This window comes from Bacillus sp. V26 (genome assembly GCF_034296245.1).
In the GTDB taxonomy this organism is placed as follows: domain Bacteria; phylum Bacillota; class Bacilli; order Bacillales; family Bacillaceae; genus Bacillus; species Bacillus halotolerans.
Genome location: NZ_JAXKQF010000006.1, coordinates 1 through 17,160 on the forward strand (window position 1 = coordinate 1; position 17,160 = coordinate 17,160).

Annotated in this window: 15 protein-coding genes, 3 pseudogenes and 3 riboswitches; of the genes and pseudogenes, 9 read left to right on the forward strand and 9 right to left on the reverse strand. The window is 45.2% G+C overall.

What is annotated here, in order from left to right; all coding sequences use genetic code 11:
- Window positions 1-191 precede the first annotated feature (191 nt).
- Window positions 192-1,211: a UDP-glucose 4-epimerase GalE gene (galE, locus tag UJ203_RS16300; protein ID WP_322012448.1), complete on the reverse strand. Its 1,020-nt coding sequence runs from the start codon at window positions 1,209-1,211 to the stop codon at window positions 192-194.
- Between the two features lie 187 nt (window positions 1,212-1,398).
- On the opposite strand from galE, the pseudogene UJ203_RS16305 reads away from it, so the two are divergent.
- From UJ203_RS16305 to UJ203_RS16340, 8 genes and pseudogenes are all read left to right on the forward strand, one after another.
- Window positions 1,399-1,467: pseudogene (locus tag UJ203_RS16305) on the forward strand (DUF1453 domain-containing protein); the annotation flags it as partial.
- 21 nt (window positions 1,468-1,488) lie between these two features.
- Window positions 1,489-1,944 (forward strand): annotated as a pseudogene (locus UJ203_RS16310) (LuxR C-terminal-related transcriptional regulator); the annotation flags it as partial.
- A 49-nt stretch (window positions 1,945-1,993) separates the two neighbouring features.
- Window positions 1,994-3,226, forward strand: a complete 1,233-nt coding sequence (gene pepT, locus UJ203_RS16315; protein WP_248337892.1) for a peptidase T — start codon at window positions 1,994-1,996, stop codon at window positions 3,224-3,226.
- Window positions 3,227-3,333: 107 nt separating this feature from the next.
- On the forward strand, window positions 3,334-3,459 hold the full coding sequence (locus UJ203_RS16320) for a hypothetical protein (protein WP_010332428.1): 126 nt from the start codon (window positions 3,334-3,336) through the stop codon (window positions 3,457-3,459).
- 277 nt (window positions 3,460-3,736) lie between these two features.
- A pseudogene (locus UJ203_RS16325) lies at window positions 3,737-4,015 on the forward strand (hypothetical protein).
- 174 nt (window positions 4,016-4,189) lie between these two features.
- Entirely contained in the window at window positions 4,190-4,678 is a 489-nt protein-coding gene (locus UJ203_RS16330) for an LURP-one-related/scramblase family protein (RefSeq protein ID WP_105991009.1), read from the forward strand.
- Window positions 4,679-4,743: 65 nt separating this feature from the next.
- Window positions 4,744-4,850: riboswitch (SAM riboswitch) on the forward strand.
- Between the two features lie 84 nt (window positions 4,851-4,934).
- A complete protein-coding gene (locus UJ203_RS16335) occupies window positions 4,935-6,068 on the forward strand; it encodes a 5-methyltetrahydropteroyltriglutamate--homocysteine S-methyltransferase (RefSeq protein WP_322012453.1) in 1,134 nt (377 codons plus the stop codon).
- Window positions 6,069-6,136: 68 nt separating this feature from the next.
- Window positions 6,137-6,244: riboswitch (SAM riboswitch) on the forward strand.
- A 78-nt stretch (window positions 6,245-6,322) separates the two neighbouring features.
- Window positions 6,323-7,462, forward strand: coding sequence for a 5-methyltetrahydropteroyltriglutamate--homocysteine S-methyltransferase (locus UJ203_RS16340; protein ID WP_059335375.1), 1,140 nt, complete (start codon window positions 6,323-6,325; stop codon window positions 7,460-7,462).
- A 47-nt stretch (window positions 7,463-7,509) separates the two neighbouring features.
- On the opposite strand, the gene UJ203_RS16345 is transcribed toward UJ203_RS16340, so the two are convergent.
- From UJ203_RS16345 to UJ203_RS16370, 6 genes are all read right to left on the reverse strand, one after another.
- A complete protein-coding gene (locus UJ203_RS16345; RefSeq protein ID WP_322012456.1) occupies window positions 7,510-8,904 on the reverse strand; it encodes a sigma-54 interaction domain-containing protein in 1,395 nt (464 codons plus the stop codon).
- A gap of 80 nt (window positions 8,905-8,984) precedes the next feature.
- Complete coding sequence (locus UJ203_RS16350) at window positions 8,985-9,758, reverse strand: 3-hydroxybutyrate dehydrogenase (RefSeq protein WP_103672452.1); 774 nt, start codon at window positions 9,756-9,758, stop codon at window positions 8,985-8,987.
- Between the two features lie 17 nt (window positions 9,759-9,775).
- A complete protein-coding gene (locus tag UJ203_RS16355) occupies window positions 9,776-10,432 on the reverse strand; it encodes a CoA transferase subunit B (RefSeq protein WP_322012458.1) in 657 nt (218 codons plus the stop codon).
- Window positions 10,429-11,142: a CoA transferase subunit A gene (locus UJ203_RS16360; RefSeq protein WP_202853296.1), complete on the reverse strand. Its 714-nt coding sequence runs from the start codon at window positions 11,140-11,142 to the stop codon at window positions 10,429-10,431. Before UJ203_RS16360 ends, UJ203_RS16355 begins: the two co-directional genes overlap by 4 nt.
- A gap of 24 nt (window positions 11,143-11,166) precedes the next feature.
- Window positions 11,167-12,603 (reverse strand): GntP family permease, encoded by a 1,437-nt coding sequence (locus UJ203_RS16365; protein ID WP_322012462.1) that lies wholly within the window; start codon window positions 12,601-12,603, stop codon window positions 11,167-11,169.
- Window positions 12,604-12,833: 230 nt separating this feature from the next.
- Window positions 12,834-13,676, reverse strand: a complete 843-nt coding sequence (locus UJ203_RS16370; RefSeq protein ID WP_322012813.1) for a methyltransferase domain-containing protein — start codon at window positions 13,674-13,676, stop codon at window positions 12,834-12,836.
- An 894-nt stretch (window positions 13,677-14,570) separates the two neighbouring features.
- A riboswitch (purine riboswitch) is annotated at window positions 14,571-14,672 on the forward strand.
- Between the two features lie 127 nt (window positions 14,673-14,799).
- Here UJ203_RS16370 and UJ203_RS16375 point away from each other — a divergent pair.
- Window positions 14,800-15,993 (forward strand): NupC/NupG family nucleoside CNT transporter, encoded by a 1,194-nt coding sequence (locus tag UJ203_RS16375; protein WP_044160027.1) that lies wholly within the window; start codon window positions 14,800-14,802, stop codon window positions 15,991-15,993.
- Window positions 15,994-16,035: 42 nt separating this feature from the next.
- Here the strand turns inward: UJ203_RS16375 and UJ203_RS16380 are convergent, their stop codons facing one another.
- The gene (locus UJ203_RS16380; protein ID WP_322012465.1) at window positions 16,036-16,710 is read right to left on the reverse strand and encodes a DUF3298 and DUF4163 domain-containing protein; all 675 of its coding nucleotides are present in this window, start codon (window positions 16,708-16,710) and stop codon (window positions 16,036-16,038) included.
- A gap of 150 nt (window positions 16,711-16,860) precedes the next feature.
- The gene (locus UJ203_RS16385; RefSeq protein ID WP_044160029.1) at window positions 16,861-17,148 is read right to left on the reverse strand and encodes a hypothetical protein; all 288 of its coding nucleotides are present in this window, start codon (window positions 17,146-17,148) and stop codon (window positions 16,861-16,863) included.
- Between the last annotated feature and the right edge of the window lie 12 nt (window positions 17,149-17,160).

A 17,160-nucleotide genomic window follows, 5' to 3' on the forward strand; every position in this document is an offset into this window, starting at 1 on the left:
AAGATTGCCACATACCTATCCAAGCAGGGATAGATATGTGGGAGCCTTTTTCTGTATCTAAAATACAATAAGCATCTAAAGAAACAAAAAAGCTTGTAGAAAAAACATCGTTTTCTCTACAAGCTGAGGGTGCCTTAACAGGCACCCTTTTTCTCTAAAAAAGGCCTTCTCTGTTGAGAAGGCCTCCATTCTTATTCCATACTCTTATACCCATTCACATTAGAAGACTGCCATCTCCAAGAATCGGCACACATTTCTTCAAGGCCTCTTTTTGCTTCCCAGCCCAGTTCCCTCTTGGCTTTTGCAGGATCTGCGAAGCAGGTTGCAATGTCTCCGGGGCGGCGGTCCGCAAATTGATAAGGAACCTCTTTCCCTGATACTTTTTCAAAGGCTTTGACCATTTCAAGCACACTGTAGCCCGTGCCTGTTCCGAGGTTGTATGCATCAGCTCCGGTGGAGTTCAATACTTTTTCCAGCGCTTTGACGTGGCCTTCTGCGAGATCGACGACATGAATATAATCGCGCACGCCTGTCCCGTCTTTGGTCGGATAATCATTTCCGAATACGCTTAACTGCTCCAGCTTGCCGACGGCTACCTGCGCCACATATGGCATGAGGTTATTTGGAATGCCGTTCGGATCTTCACCGATTCGTCCGCTCGGATGCGCGCCGAATGGATTAAAGTAGCGCAGCAGGGCAACGCTCCACTCATTGTCAGCAGTATGCACATCACGCAAAATTTGTTCAAGCATGAGCTTCGTCTGTCCATAAGGGTTTGTTGCACCTAATGGAAAGTCTTCCGTAATCGGTGATGTTTCCGGTACGCCGTATACCGTTGCGGAAGAACTGAATACGATTTTCTTAACGCCGTATTTCCCCATGATTTCACATAAAATAAAGGTTCCCGTGAGATTGTTATGATAATATTTGAGCGGAATCGCAACAGACTCTCCGACTGCTTTTAACCCCGCAAAATGAATCACAGCCTCAATCTCATTTTCTGCAAAAACCGAATCTACCGCTTCCCGATCCAATAGATCCGCTTCATAGAACGTTAACTCTTTTCCCGTAATCTCTTTGACACGATTCAGCGCCTCAGCTGAACTGTTGGACAAATTATCAAGAACGACAATCTCATAGCCGTTGTTCAATAATTCCACACATGTGTGGCTTCCAATGTATCCGGCGCCGCCTGTAACAAGTATTGCCATGATGTAAACCCTCCTAAAAAATGACCTGATTTTATTATATAGTGTTTAGAACCGGGCTACATCCATTTTTAAGAAGTTTAATCGTTTATTAATGGTTTTTTCATATTTCATCTTAAACCCTTGCGATTAATTCAATATATCTTTCAGCGAGAATATGCCCTTTTATTTTTTATAGAACTGCCCATATATTTTTATTGTATTTATTCTTATTATTATATCGATGTACCGGGAAAGAACTGTAAAGCCCGGGAAACTGCCCGCTGTTGGCTGTCATGCCCAAATGCCGTTCTGCTCAGGCATCGAAGCGGCCAAAGACATTATGTCCATACCCAGATACAAAGATCGTCATTTTAACGACCTTTGACGGCATCCGCGCAGGAGCAGTCGGTTATCTGCTGAAGGACACGCTTCCTGAAGAACTGATAGACGCCATTCGGACTGCCTTCAGAGGCGAAGCGATTTTCCGCACAGTCACAGCCGCTAAAATCATCAGTGAGACATTCCGCCCAAAGCAACAGCCTCATGCTGAAGAGCTGGCAGAGCCGTTTACCAAAAGAGAGCTTGAGGTTCTTCAGCAAATGGCCTATGGCTTGAGAAATGAGGATATTGCCGACAAGCTTTTTGTCAGTGAAAGCACCGTCAAAACCCACGTGCATCGAATCTGCAAAAATGCAATGCCCAAGACCGGACTCAGGCAGTCGTTTTTGCCATTCGAAACGGCATTGTGAAATAGATATCTCTCATCCCGGCATGGTAGAATAAAACAAAGGAGATGATTGGAAATGAAACAAGACATCATTGAACGGTTTACTACATACGTAAAAGTCGACACGCAGTCCGATGAATCAGTCGACACCTGCCCTTCCACACCCGGCCAATTGACGTTAGGAAACATGCTTGTTGAGGAATTAAAGTCAATCGGCATGGAAGACGCAGCCATTGATGAAAACGGCTATGTCATGGCAACCCTTCCTTCCAATACTGACAAAGACGTGCCGACGATCGGCTTTCTCGCCCACGTCGACACCGCCACAGACTTTACCGGCAAAAATGTGAATCCGCAAATCGTTGAAAGCTACGATGGAAAAGACATCACGCTCAACGAAAAGCTGCAGGTCATCCTATCGCCTGATCAATTCCCTGAACTGTCGGGCTACAAAGGCCACACCCTGATCACCACAGACGGTACAACTCTTCTCGGCGCTGACAATAAGGCTGGCATCGCCGAAATCATGACAGCCATGGATTATCTCATCAAACATCCTGAAATCAAGCACGGCACCATCAGAGTTGCATTTACACCTGATGAAGAAATCGGCAGAGGCCCGCACAAATTTGATGTTGGGCGATTCAATGCCTCCTTTGCCTATACCGTTGACGGCGGCCCGCTCGGTGAGCTTGAATATGAAAGCTTCAATGCTGCCGCGGCGAAAATCACGATCAAAGGCAACAATGTACATCCCGGCACGGCAAAGGGCAAAATGGTCAACTCTGCGAAGATCGCAATGAAGCTGAACAGCATGCTGCCGGCAGATGAGGCACCTGAATATACAGAGGGCTACGAAGGCTTCTATCACCTGCTTTCCATTCAGGGAGATGTAGAAGAGACCAAACTCCACTACATTATCAGAGACTTTGACAAAAACATCTTCCAAAACAGAAAAGAAACCATGCAGCGCATCGTTGAAGAGCTCCAGAACGCATACGGACAAAATCGCATTCAGCTTGATATGAACGATCAATACTACAACATGAGAGAAAAAATTGAGCCTGTCATCGAAATCGTCAACATTGCCAAACAAGCGATGGAAAACCTCGGCATCGAACCGAAAATCTCTCCGATACGCGGCGGCACGGACGGTTCGCAGCTTTCCTATATGGGACTCCCAACGCCGAACATCTTTACCGGCGGGGAAAACTTCCACGGAAAATTTGAATACATCTCAGCCGACAACATGGTCAAAGCCGTAAATGTCATCGTTGAGATTGCAAAGCTATTTGAAGAACAGGCATAAGCTGAGAAACCAGTCCAAAAAAGGACTGGTTTTTTTGCGTGAAAATGAAACATTTTAAAAGCTCTGTCCGTAAAACAACTATCAACGGATGAGGAGGAAATGCAAAGATGAAGAACACAATTGCCGCAAAAAGCCTGTTCAAAAAATGGATGATTTCCCGCCCGCTCAAAATGCAAACAAAACGATCAAACCCATTTAAAAAAATAAGAAGAATGTTCAAACGCTTTTTCTGACCCTTCGCCGGACTCCCCTCAAATCAGCCAACCATTCCAAATTTCCGCCCAAATGCTCCGTAATTTGGGTTTTTTGTGTTCAATTCCTCAAAATAGGGTATACATCAAACAAAGAAGAACACATTATCCATATATAGTTAATTTGAATTACGTAAAATTAGGTTAAAAGTTATATAAAGGAATTCATTTTAACGTCGATAGTAACTATAGAACCAATCAAAAGGAAAAACACCAGCTTAATGTAAGACTATTTTCAGGTCATCGGCGAAAAGGATTTTTGAGGGATACGCACTTATTATTAGTGGATTTAGAATTTTTTGAATACTTTTAGACGTTTTATCCGTACAATAGAGAATACCAAAACTTTTTTTGGGAGGTATGTAAAATGATCCTATTTATTATCATCGCATTATGTGGCTATCTTCTCTTTTCATTCAGCAAAGACAATAGACGAAAACCGCAAAAGACAAGCCCTCTTCCTGCACCCGTTCCTCATCATAATAACCTAATCGACCTTGACGCCATCCGCCAAAAACGCCGGATGCATCTTTCCTAATACTATATTTCAAAAGAAAGGCTGCTGAACGATGCAGCCTTTTTTTAATTTAGAAACATTAATTACTCGTAAAAAACGGCCAGCGCGTTTCTGGTTACTAGATTTCGAACTTGAAACCTTTTTGCCCCCCTGTCCGTAATCCCTTACAAGGCAAATCAAAAGGAGACTTCAGCAATGATCGAATTTTTTATGAAACAAAAGATGTTCTCGTTTAAAGATGCATTTCACATTTATGACCGGGATGAACAAGAGACATTCAAGGTCGAGGGCCGGTTCTTTTCGTTAGGGGACTCGCTGCAAATGACAGATTCATCCGGAAAAACACTCGTTTCTATAGAACAAAAAGTAATGTCTTTATTGCCGCGATATGTGATTTCAATTGGCGGGGAAACAGTTTGTGAGGTGACGAAGAGACTAACATTTTTCAAACCAAAATTTGAAATTTCTAAGCTCAACTGGGAAATTGACGGTGACTTGTGGAAGGATGAATTCCAGCTGACAGACGGGGAGAATGTCCGAATGTCAGTGAGTAAAAAGTGGCTCAGCTGGGGTGATTCCTATCATTTACAGATTGCAAACGAGGAAGATGTGCTGATTTGCACGGCCATCGCTATCGTGCTGGATATGGTATTATATGACGATGAAGATGAAAGTATTTTCTAAAAAGTGTTGACAATTCATGCAAAAATAATAATATTAAGATAATTGAAAATCCAATAAGAAGATTTACCTTATCAAGAGAGGTGGAGGGACTGGCCCTATGATACCCGGCAACCGCTGTTTTATACAGAATGGTGCTAAATCCTTAAGAACATCGCGTTCTTGCAGATGAGGCGGAGATTTGATCGTTCAAGCTCTTCCTTACACAAAGGAAGAGCTTTTTTCATGCAGCAAACATTTTAGAAAAGAGGCGAATGATATGGCTCAACAAGTAAACCTTGCAGCACAGAAATCAGAAAAACAGAAGAAAGCCCCTTTCCGCGCCGATCATGTCGGCAGTTTATTACGATCCGCCCCAGTAAAAGAGGCGCGGCAAAAACAAGCGGCCGGCGAGATCACAGCGGAACAGCTTCGTGATATTGAAAATCAAGAAATCACCCGCATTGTGGAAAAACAAAAAGAAATCGGTCTCGATGTGGTAACAGACGGAGAATTCCGCCGTTCTTGGTGGCATTACGATTTCCTGGAAGGGCTCGACGGAGTGGAACCGTTCATCCCGGCTGAAGGAATTCAGTTCCATAACGCGAAAACAAAAGCACGCAGCATCAAAGTGACGGGAAAACTTGATTTTACGAGCCACCCAGCGCTTGCCGATTATCAATTTTTACATGAGATTGCCGGTGACGCGACACCAAAGCTGACGATTCCGAGCCCGAATATGCTGTTTTTCGGTGAAAAGGCGGATAAAGGGATTTATGACGATCAAGAGGAATACTTTCATGATCTGGCCCAAGCGTACAAAAAAGCAATTAAAGCCTTTTATGACGCTGGATGCCGCTATCTTCAGCTGGATGATACGTCATGGTCTCTTTTCTTTGAGGAAAAAGGCAGAGAGGTTGTCCGGGCGCTCGGCGGCGATCCAGAAACATTGCCTGCCTTGTTTGCCAAAACGATTAACGATGCAGTGGCAGACCGCCCTGATGATTTAGCAATCACGATGCACATTTGCCGCGGCAACTTCCGCTCGACTTGGGCCGCATCAGGAGGCTATGACGCTGTAGCGGAAACGATTCTTGACGGTTTAGACCTTGACGGCTTGTTCCTGGAATACGATGATGACCGCTCCGGAAACTTTGACCCGCTCCGTTTCGTGAAACGCAAGGATCTGCAAATTGTGCTTGGCTTGATCACATCGAAATACGGCGAGCTCGAAAATCCTGATGATGTGAAACGCCGAATCAATGAAGCTGCGCGTTTTGTCAGCCTGGATCAGCTGTGCCTCAGCCCGCAGTGCGGTTTCGCCTCTACAGAAGAAGGCAATCTTTTGACAGAGGAGCAGCAATGGGCAAAGCTGCGCCATGTCGTCGACATCGCCAACGATGTGTGGAAATAATCTATCATTGACAGAAAAGAGAAATGTGTGAATAATAGATACTATCAGAAAATTTCATAAAAAGGTTTTCCTTATCAAGAGAGGTGGAGGGACTGGCCCTGCGATACCCGGCAACCGCTGTTTAACAGAATGGTGCTAAATCCTTTAGAGCAGATTTTTGCTCTAGAAGATAAGGTTGAGATTGTTCACGCAAGCTCTTCCTTATCCAAAGGAAGAGCTTTTTTATATTCGAATGGAAAGAAGGAATGAACAACATGTCACAGCAAACAACACCCGCAGAACAAAAACAATCGCTTCAGAGAAAAAAAACGCCGTTTCGCGCGGATCAAGTCGGAAGCCTGCTGAGATCTGAGCCCGTCAAAAAAGCGCGGCTGCAAAAGGCGGCCGGCGAAATCACTGCCGAACAGCTTCGCCAGATTGAAAACGATGAAATCATCCGCATTGTGGAAAAACAAAAAGAAACCGGCCTGAACGTCGTGACAGACGGGGAATTCCGCAGAGCATGGTGGCATTTTGATTTCCTTGAAAATCTGGATGGCGTTGAGCCGTTTATACCTGAACAAGGTATCCAGTTCCATAATGTGCAGACAAAAGCACGCGGCATCAAAGTGACAGGCGATATTGATTTCTCAAATCACCCAATGCTCGAAGATTACTCATTTTTACATGGCATCGCTGGTGATGCAACGCCAAAAATGACAATTCCGAGTCCGAATATGCTCTTTTTCCGCGGCAGATTGGAAAAGGATGCATACAAAAACGATTATGCTCTTTTCCAGCATGATGTATCAAAAGCGTATAAAAAAGCGATTCAAGCGTTTTATGACAGAGGCTGCCGCTATCTCCAGCTTGATGATACGGCATGGGCTGTTTTCTTATCTGAAAAAGGCTTGAAACAAGTGGAAGCATTCGGAACAACGCCTGACGAGCTTCGCCAGCTGTTTGCGAAGTCAATCAATGACGCAATTGCCGACCGTCCGGATGATATGACCATTACCATGCATATTTGCCGCGGCAACTTCCAGTCTACTTGGACAGCTGAAGGCGGTTATGATGCGGCGGCGGAAACCATTTTTGACGGCTTGAATCTGGATGGGCTTTTCTTAGAGTATGATGATTCACGCTCAGGCGGATTCGAACCGCTTCGTTATGTGAAACGCTCTGATCTTCAGCTTGTCCTAGGCTTGGTGACATCTAAATTCGGTGAGCTTGAACATCCTGATGACGTGAAACGCCGTATCGAAGAGGCGTCCCGTTATGTCAGCCTAGATCAGTTGTGCCTGAGCCCGCAATGCGGATTCGCTTCAACTGAGGAAGGCAACAAGCTGACCGAGGAACAGCAATGGGCGAAGCTGCGCCATGTTGTTGAAATCGCTAACGATGTTTGGAAATAAAGAACAGAAAAACACACTTGATTCCCTGGCGGGGCAAGTGTGTTTTTTTATGCCTGCTCAATTTGATAGGCTTTGCATTTTTCATATAAGCTTGTTTTTCCTATGCCTAATAGCTTTGCTGCCTTTATTTTATTGCCGTCTGCTGCGCCAAGCGCCTCGATGATCGCGTTTTTTTCCGCCTCAGCGATTGTCTCTTTTAATGGCTGTATAGATTGATATTCCCGGATTTTGATTGTTCTTTGGATGGGTTGATCTTCAGGAGTGAGATTCAGGTGTTTCGGTTCGATTCGTTTGCCGTCGAGGACGTTGACAGCCCGTTCTAGGACATTTTCTAATTCTCGTATGTTGCCCGGCCAAGAATAGCTCTGAAGCACTGCAATTGCTTCTTTAGAAAGCTCCAAGCCATCAAAGCCAAATTTCCGTTCAAGTTTTTTTAATAGAAGCCCTGCAATCGGCACTACATCCTCTATGCGCTCTCTTAGGGACGGGATTTGAATGTTGATCACATTCAGTCGGTAATAGAGGTCTTGCCGGAAGTCTCCTTCCCGGACCATTTCTTCGAGGTTTCGGTGTGTCGCCGCAATCACTCGTACATCTATTGGGACCGGGCTTCTTCCGCCAATCCGCTCTATCTCTTTCTCCTGCAGTACGCGAAGGATTTTGCTTTGCATATGCAGCGGCATATCACCTATCTCATCAAGGAAAATGGTTCCTTGATGCGCAAGTTCGAATTTTCCTTTTTTCCCGCCTTTTTTTGCCCCCGTAAAAGCGCCGTCTTCGTATCCGAACATTTCTGATTCAAATAAATGCTCTGGGATCGAGGCGCAGTTGACGCGCAGAAAGGGAGCATACCTGCGGCGGCTGTTCTGATGGATGGCGTGGGCAAACAGCTCTTTTCCCGTGCCTGATTCTCCTAAAAGCAAAACGGCCGATTGGCTGTCAGATACCCGTTCAGCCAGCCGTTTGGCTTCCATAAAGAGAGGGCTGTTTCCGATCAAGTCGCCAAAGTGGTATTTACTGAAAAGCTCTTTTTCGTATCTATTTTTGTAGTAATTGAGTTCATTGAGGAGGGGTTTAATTTTTCTTGAATAATCCATCCATTCCTGCGGATTGCGGAACATAACGGTTCCGACCGCTCCTACAAGCTGCCGGTTCACATAGAGCGGATACCGGTTGGCGATCATTTCGCTGCCGTTAATCGGGTGAATAGCGGCAGCCTCTGTCCGCCCCGTCTTCGCCACGATGTGCATTCTCGAGTTTTCAATCACGTCCTGAACGGGTTTTCCTATCGCTTCTTCTTCTGTTTTTTTAAGAAAGTCACAGTACGCCTGATTGATATAGAGAATGTTCCCCTCATGATCAACCACAACAATACATTCCGCCGCAAGGTTGATGATTTCATCCAGCCATTCAAAGGGTAATCTTTTAATAGAATGTTTCATCTCCCTGTCGCTCCCGTCACATTTTGTAATCGCTTTCAACCTTATGATAAACGAGAGCCTCCTATGAATACAAGAATCTATTATTGAGCTGTATAGCCTCCATCCAGCACGACCGCCTGCCCTGTGACGCCTTTCGCCTTTTCACTCGCCAAAAATACGGCATAATCAGCAATTTCTTTCACCGATAGAAGACGTTTTTGCGGCACAAGCGGAAAAATCACCTCTTCCAGTACCGATTCATAGGGAACATTTCTTGTTTTAGAAAGATCGCTCAGCTGATTGCGGACAAGCTGTGTGTCCACATATCCCGGGCAGAGTGCATTCACCGTAATCCCGTGGGGCGCGCCTTCCAGCGCCCCCACCTTTGTCAGCCCAATGACGCCATGCTTTGCGCTGTTATAAGCGGCTTTTCCCGCAAACCCCACCAGTCCGTTCACAGACGCGATATTGATGATCCTGCCGAACTGCTGTTTTTTCATAAGGGGAAAGACATGTTTCATCGCGATGAATGGCGCGGTCAGCATGACGCGAATAAGCTGTTCAAACCGTTCTGTCGGAAACTCTTCAATCGGCGCGACATGCTGTATGCCTGCGTTATTCACCAAAGTATCTAAACGTCCGTATCGGGTCTTGATAGTATGGACGATATCAGCGATTTGCTCTTCCTTTGTTACGTCACATGGAATGCCCGTGGCGCTAAAGCCTTCCTCGTTCAGCTTGGCGGCGGCCTCCCCGCACGCTTTTGGATTTACATCTGAAATAATGACATCGGCGCCTTCCCGGGCGAATTCCTTTGCGATTTCAAATCCGATTCCGCCAGCTGCGCCTGTCACAAGAGCGACTTGTTTTTTCATGTTATACACCTTCCTGCTCAAGATTTTTGCCGGATAACCGACTGGCTTACGGCGAAGTCAGCTTCAGTTTTCTCATATACCTCTTCCAGCGTGACGCCGTCCTGGAGCTCAGTCAGTGTCATATGTCCCTTATCAAAATCAAAAACAGCTAAATCAGTAATCAGCCGATGAACGACTTTCTGTCCTGTCAGCGGGAGGGAGCATTGTTTTTTCACCTTCGATTCCCCATGTTTATTGACGTGCTCCATGATGACGATGATTCGCTTAGCCCCGTTGACCAAGTCCATAGCGCCGCCCATTCCCTTCACCATTTTGCCCGGAATCATCCAGTTCGCCAAATCCCCTTGCTCAGAAACCTCCATGCCCCCAAGGATGGCCAGGTCGATATGCCCGCCTCGTATCATCGCAAAGGATTCCGCGCTGTCAAAATAGGATGCGCCTGTTACGGCGGTGATCGTTTCTTTCCCCGCATTTATCAGATCCGGGTCTTCCGTTCCTTCCAGCGGGTACGGGCCGATCCCGAGCAAACCGTTTTCTGATTGAAGCATCACATGCACGCCCTCCGGTATCTCATTTGCGACAAGTGTCGGCATCCCTATCCCAAGATTGACGTTCATACCGTCTTTTATTTCCTTTACAGCACGTTTGACCATTCGTTTTCTGGCTTCCTTCATTGTGCCGCCTCCTTTCCCTTCGCTTGCCGAACGGTTCGTTTTTCAATCCGCTTTTCATGTGTGCCGAGCACAACATGCTGTACGTAAATACCAGGCGTGTGGATGTGATCGGGATCGAGCTCTCCCGCCTCAACAATTTCTTCTGCCTCGGCAATTGTGATCTTTCCCGCCATGGCGGCAACCGGATTGAAGTTTCTTGCCGTTTTCCGAAAAACTAAATTTCCCATGGTGTCCGCTTTCCACGCTTTTACAATGGCGACGTCCCCAGTAATTCCTTTTTCTAACACATATGTGCGTCCGTCAAAGGTTTTATGCTCTTTCCCGTCAGCGATGGTGGTTCCGACGCCTGTGGCTGTATAAAATCCCGGTATGCCTGCTCCTCCTGCTCGGATTCTTTCAGCGAGTGTCCCTTGGGGAACCAATTCCACTTCCAATTCTCCGCTTAAAAATTGCTTTTCAAAAATTTTGTTTTCGCCGACGTAGGAGGCGATCATTTTTTTGATTTGCTTGTTTGCCAGCAGCAGGCCGAGCCCCCAATCATCAACTCCGCAATTATTGCTGACGACGGTTAAATCTTTTACCCCTTTATCCCTTATCGCCAGAATGAGCTGCTCGGGAATTCCGCACAGGCCGAATCCGCCCGCGATCAGTGTATCCCCCTCCCGAATGAGTTCTGCGGCTTCCTTACTCGATGACAGCACTTTTCCCATATCTGATTCCCCTTTCGTTTTGTCCTATACAAGGCCCGTCAAACTGTAAATCGCGATAATCACAAATACGGCGGCGGTTTTGATGAGAGTAATCGCAAAAATATCCCGATACGATTGGCGATGGGTCAGACCCGTCACAGCCAGCAGGGTGATCACCGCCCCATTATGCGGAAGCGTATCCATGCCTCCTGACGCCATCGAAATGACCCGGTGCATCACTTCAGGCGGTATGTGATAGGTCTGAATCGCTTTCAAATATTGATCAGACATCGCGCTTAACGCGATTCCCATTCCTCCTGAGGCCGATCCGGTGATCCCTGCCAGCGTTGTTGTCGTCACAGCTCCGTTTACAAGCGGATCCGTAAACGTATGTGAAATGCCGCTGCTCAGCTTATGAAACCCCGGCAGCGCAGCAATGATGCCGCCGAAACCATACTCGGCGCCTGTATTCATCGATGCAAGCAAAGCGCCGCCGATCCCTTCATTCAGCCCTTCCTTTAGCTGTCCAAACACTTTTCTCCAATCAAACAAAATGGTTGCGATGATTCCGATCAGGAGGGCCAGCTCCACTGACCAAATGGCAACCGCGGAGGAGATATCAAGTTTTCCGAACTCTCCCAATCCTATGGCGGAAAAATCAAATTCATTCGGATACCACTTGGGAAGGAACGTGGTGAAACATTTGTTCATCACACCAACGAGAATAAGAGGAACAAAAGCGAGTGCGTGCCGGACCTTTCTGGTGTCAGGCTCTAAGACCGGCGAGCTTTCCGGGGCAAGATCAGATGGCTCATGCGCGGCAGAAATCTCCGATTGAAAACCGGCGTAGCCTTCGCCCGTTTTCTCTGCTTTTTTTCGCCTCGATTCCAAGTAGAACATACCCGCCGCCAGCACAAACACCGCACCGATCATACCAAGCCAAGGGGCGGCGTAAATGTCTGTTTTGAAAAACGTCGTAGGTATCACATTTTGGATTTGCGGTGTACCCGGCAGTGCGTCCATTGTAAAGGTAAATGCCCCGAGAGCAATCGTTCCCGGTATGAGGCGCTTCGGGATGTCAGCTTCTTTGAACATATTTTTCGCAAAGGGGTATACAGCAAAGACGACAACAAACAGGCTGACTCCGCTGTAGGTTAAAATGGCGCCCATCAATACGATAGCGAGTGTTGCTCGTTTCGCCCCGACCAGTCTGACAATTGTCTTCGCAATGGAAGCCGCCAAGCCGGACATCTCGACAACCTTTCCGAAAATGGCGCCAAGCAGAAATACTGGAAAGTACAGCTTAATAAACCCCGCCATCTTTTCCATAAATATGGTTGAGAAAAAAGGAAGCACAAAGCTTGGATCTGTCAGCAGCACAGCAAATAAGGCGCAAATCGGAGCAAACAAAATGACTGAAAATCCCCGATAGGCGACAAACATCAGCAAACCCAAAGCCAAAAGAATAATAATAATGTCCACAAACATCCCTCTTTTCCGCTTGTCCGAGAAAAGGAAAGCGTTTACAAAATATCCCCTCCCTCTCCTTCATTTCTAATGCAAGTTCTGTGCCAGTTGCCAGAACACCATTTCAAGCCTTTCCCTTTCCATATTTACGGAAAATGCGAGATAACTATTCCAACCTGGTGGAAATTTCCGTTTTTGCGGAAAACAAGAAAGGAAAGCTCCTTTTTGGAGCTTTCCTCTTTCACTCATTTCGTTCCGATTAATACATCGACATCAACTGTCAGCTGAGCCGATTCCATTTTTCTAAACTGGTTGATGTTTTCAGCCGATGCGGACCAGGCTAACGGTGTCATGTTCAGAAGCCATTCTATGCCTTGCTGATGAAGCGTTTTGGCATAGCGCATCCTCATCAGATGATCGAGCTGAAAATATGTGGTAAAGCGCTCAATTGCAGGTGTATTGGAATAGGTTCGTCTTTCTGAATCTGCGTATAAAACCTGCCTTAGTTCTGTTAAATAATCCTTTTGAGGAACAACCTTTATAACCAAACCATCTTTTTTCAGCAGTCTGTGAAACTCTGCATAATTTGAAGGTGAGAAAATCGATAGAATGACATCAAATTGCCGGTCTTGAAAGGGCGCATTAGCTACATCAGCTACGGCCCACAGCTTTCCGCCACTATTTTTTGAAGCCCGTAAAATGCCATCCTTGGCAATATCAATCCCAATTCCGTGAACTGTTTTCTTCTCTTGAAGCAGATCGCAAACCGCTTTCAAGTGGGTCCCCTCACCGCATCCGCAGTCTAAAATGGTTAACGTCTCTTTTTCAGACTTCCGGTCACTGATCAAGTCAGCTATTGCCTGATGAAGCGGTGCAAAAAAATGATACTCTGCCATCAGCCGGCTTCTTGCTTCGAAAAGCCCCGCCCGATAGCTGCTTTTGACCGGCTTTGTCAGGAAATTTACGTACCCATGCCGGGATATATCAAACGTGTGCCCGCTCGTTAAACAAATCAAACTTTTCCATGATGTGACTTTCATAGAAGAATCGCAAATCGGGCATCGAAATTGAAAGACAAATTGATTCATATAAGCAGCATGCTTCTTTATGTTTGACACAAAAAACACCTCATTCATTCGTTTTTAAATAAATGAAAAAGGCATAGACAAATAAACCTGGGCTTATCTCACTTTTTGGCCAGGTCTGGAAAGTCGTCTATACCTGTCATTATCTATAACGAATGAATTGAATAATCATAAAAAAGAACTCCTTTTTGCTGCATAGAGGGTTTCCCCGCTATTATGATACAACAATCATCCAGAAATAGGAACAAGATTCTCACCGAGAGGCGGCTGCCCGAACTCCTCACTGTTCAGAAGGTCAATTAATAAGCAGACTGCAATCTTCCTTCTTTCTCGAACTGAATGAATTGATCAGCATCAGGAAAATCCTCTTTACGAACCGATCTTATTTCAGTTTGCAGCCGGGTATCAATCAATCCGGGATACAGCTGATCCGCCTGCTCCAGACTGATCCTTTTAGAAAATGAATCCTGCCCCGCTTTTGACGTGCTGCTGCAGCTTGTGAAGGCAGCAGATATTTAGCTGAAGCTGACGAGATATTCATGATGCGCTTATCCGTTTTGATGTGCTTTGTGCGCTTCATAAAATGGAGGTGATCACCATAGGTGTAATTGATCTGCAGGTATTTGTATCATCTCCTCCGTTTCATATTGTTTGATCAGCCTTTAATTAAAGTGCCTTGACATACAGTACAGCCGATTGTCAGCATGTATTCATTTCTTCACCAATTCCTCTTGACGTGCCTGTGATGATGAAATGCTTCATTCCTAATCACAATTTCAGCATAGCAATCCAATATAATTTTCCTTTATTTTCTCGACTTCGAAATATAAATTTATTATTTTGAAAATAGTTAAAAAGGTTGATTTTCAAAAAGTGAAAGGATAAAATACTGCTATCATCTTAGAAAAAAGACATTCTTGTATATAATCAGTAATAAGGTCTGATTGTTTCTACCTAGTAACCGTAAAAAACTAGACTACAAGAAAGTTTGAATAAATTTGAACGAGTTGAAAAGGACAAGTTCTTTTCTGTTTGCTCTTATTTTTCACACTTTCTGCACTTCCAGAATTTGTGAAGGATAAGGGCTTTTTTCATTTCCATAATAAACCTCATAGGAGTTGCTATCATGTACTTTTTATTAAACCTTGTCGGTCTCATTGTGATTATGGCAGTTGTGTTCCTATGCTCCCCGCAGAAAAAGAAAATCCAGTGGCGTCCGATTATTACGTTAATTGTTTTGGAGCTTTTGATTACTTGGTTTATGCTGGGAACAAAAGTCGGCAGCTGGGCCATCGGACAAATTGGAAATTTCTTCACTTGGCTGATTGCTTGTGCCAGTGACGGGATCGCGTTTGCCTTCCCTTCTGTGATGGCAAATGAAACGGTAGACTTTTTCTTCAGCGCACTTCTTCCAATTATTTTCATCGTCACTTTCTTTGACATCTTAACATATTTCGGCATTTTGCCATGGCTGATTGATAAAATCGGCTGGGTGATCTCAAAGGCTTCCCGCTTGCCGAAATTAGAAAGCTTTTTCTCTATTCAAATGATGTTCTTGGGAAATACAGAAGCTCTGGCAGTCATTCGCCAGCAGCTCACAGTATTAAACAACAACCGCCTGCTCACATTCGGCTTAATGAGCATGAGCAGCATCAGCGGCTCCATTATTGGATCTTACCTGTCAATGGTTCCGGCGACATACGTGTTTACAGCAATTCCTTTAAACTGCTTAAACGCGCTGATTATCGCAAACCTGCTGAATCCTGTCCATGTGCCGGAGGATGAAGACATCATTTATACGCCGCCTAAAGAAGAGAAGAAAGACTTTTTCTCTACGATTTCTAACAGTATGCTTGTCGGCATGAACATGGTGATCGTTATTTTGGCAATGGTGATTGGATATGTGGCGTTAACGTCAGCAGTCAATGGCATTCTTGGTGTTTTCGTACACGGCCTGACCATCCAGACCATTTTTGCTTATCTCTTCAGTCCGTTCGCATTTCTGCTTGGGCTGCCGGTACACGACGCGATGTATGTCGCGCAGCTGATGGGAATGAAATTGGCGACGAACGAGTTTGTTGCGATGCTTGACTTGAAAAACAATCTGAAAACACTCCCGCCTCACACAGTTGCGGTAGCGACGACATTCCTGACGTCATTTGCCAACTTTAGTACAGTCGGCATGATTTACGGAACGTATAACTCGATCCTTGACGGCGAAAAGTCAACCGTGATCGGGAGAAACGTGTGGAAGCTGCTCGTCAGCGGAATTGCGGTATCTTTACTAAGTGCTGCGATTGTCGGCCTGTTTGTGTGGTAGAAACATTGAGCCATATCCCTTTTAAGGATATGGCTCTTTTGATTATTGATAAATAGAGGAAGGCACCTGCACATCCCGGATTCCGGCTGCATATGGTCCTAAGTCATATTGGCCGAAGACGATGGCGATCCCGTTTTTCGTAAAGTAAAACGTTGTGTCTTGGTTAAGGGTAATATCCTCTTTCTTTACATCAGGGAAAAACAGCGTGTCATGTTTTTTGATATAGCTGTATAGGTAATCTTTCGTTTTGCTGACTTTTGTTTTGGTATTCAGAATCTGATTCAATGTCACCCGCTTTTGTGTTTTCAAGTCATAGTTGAAGAACTGAACAGACGTTAAACCATGGGCGCCGCCTGAATAGATATAATTGAGCGTTTGAATGCTAAGCTTGCCCGCCGCATTATATTTGACGCTGAAGGATGTTTGATATTCCGCGGTGAAGCCCTGCTGTTCGCCTGCTTTTTTGTTTTTCAGGTATTCCTGATACGATTGTTCAATATAGGCTTTCAGCTCTTGATTGATGTTCTTTTCAAATGCGGCATTCCCGATGTGATGAACCTGAGGATACTTTAATTCCTTGATCTTTTTGTACGTATGGCTGCTGACAGTCGGCGTTTTCGCTTGCACTGCTTTTAAAGATGGGGCCGCATATGCAAATACACTAAAAAGCAAAACAGCAGCAGCTACGGCGAATTTCATCAATTTGTTCCATTTCATACAATCTCCTCCTTTTTGATCTTCTTTGTTTATCATTCCCTTTTTTCTGCAACGCACACTTTTATAGACTGATGAAGCGAAAAGAAGTTTCTAGGGCTATCTGCTCGATTTTCCCCAATAAAAAAGAGACAATATATTGTCTCTTTTTTACTATTTACGCCCGGCAATCACTTCGTGAACCGCTTGTGCCAAATCAATATTCCCAAACATCTCCAACACCGCAATGACGGTCTGGTCAGGTATGTGTTCTGACTCGTTCTTCGGCACGATCAGTTCTTCCACTGTTTTTTTCAGGCTTTCATTCAGCTTTTGCTGCGGATATGCTTTGGCATACAGCTCCAACGGATCAAGATCATGGTTCACACACCACTGGGCGAACACTAATATCATCATATTTTCGTCGCGCTCGTAAGCCTCTGCGAGCTGTTTTTCGTTCATATGTCATGCTCC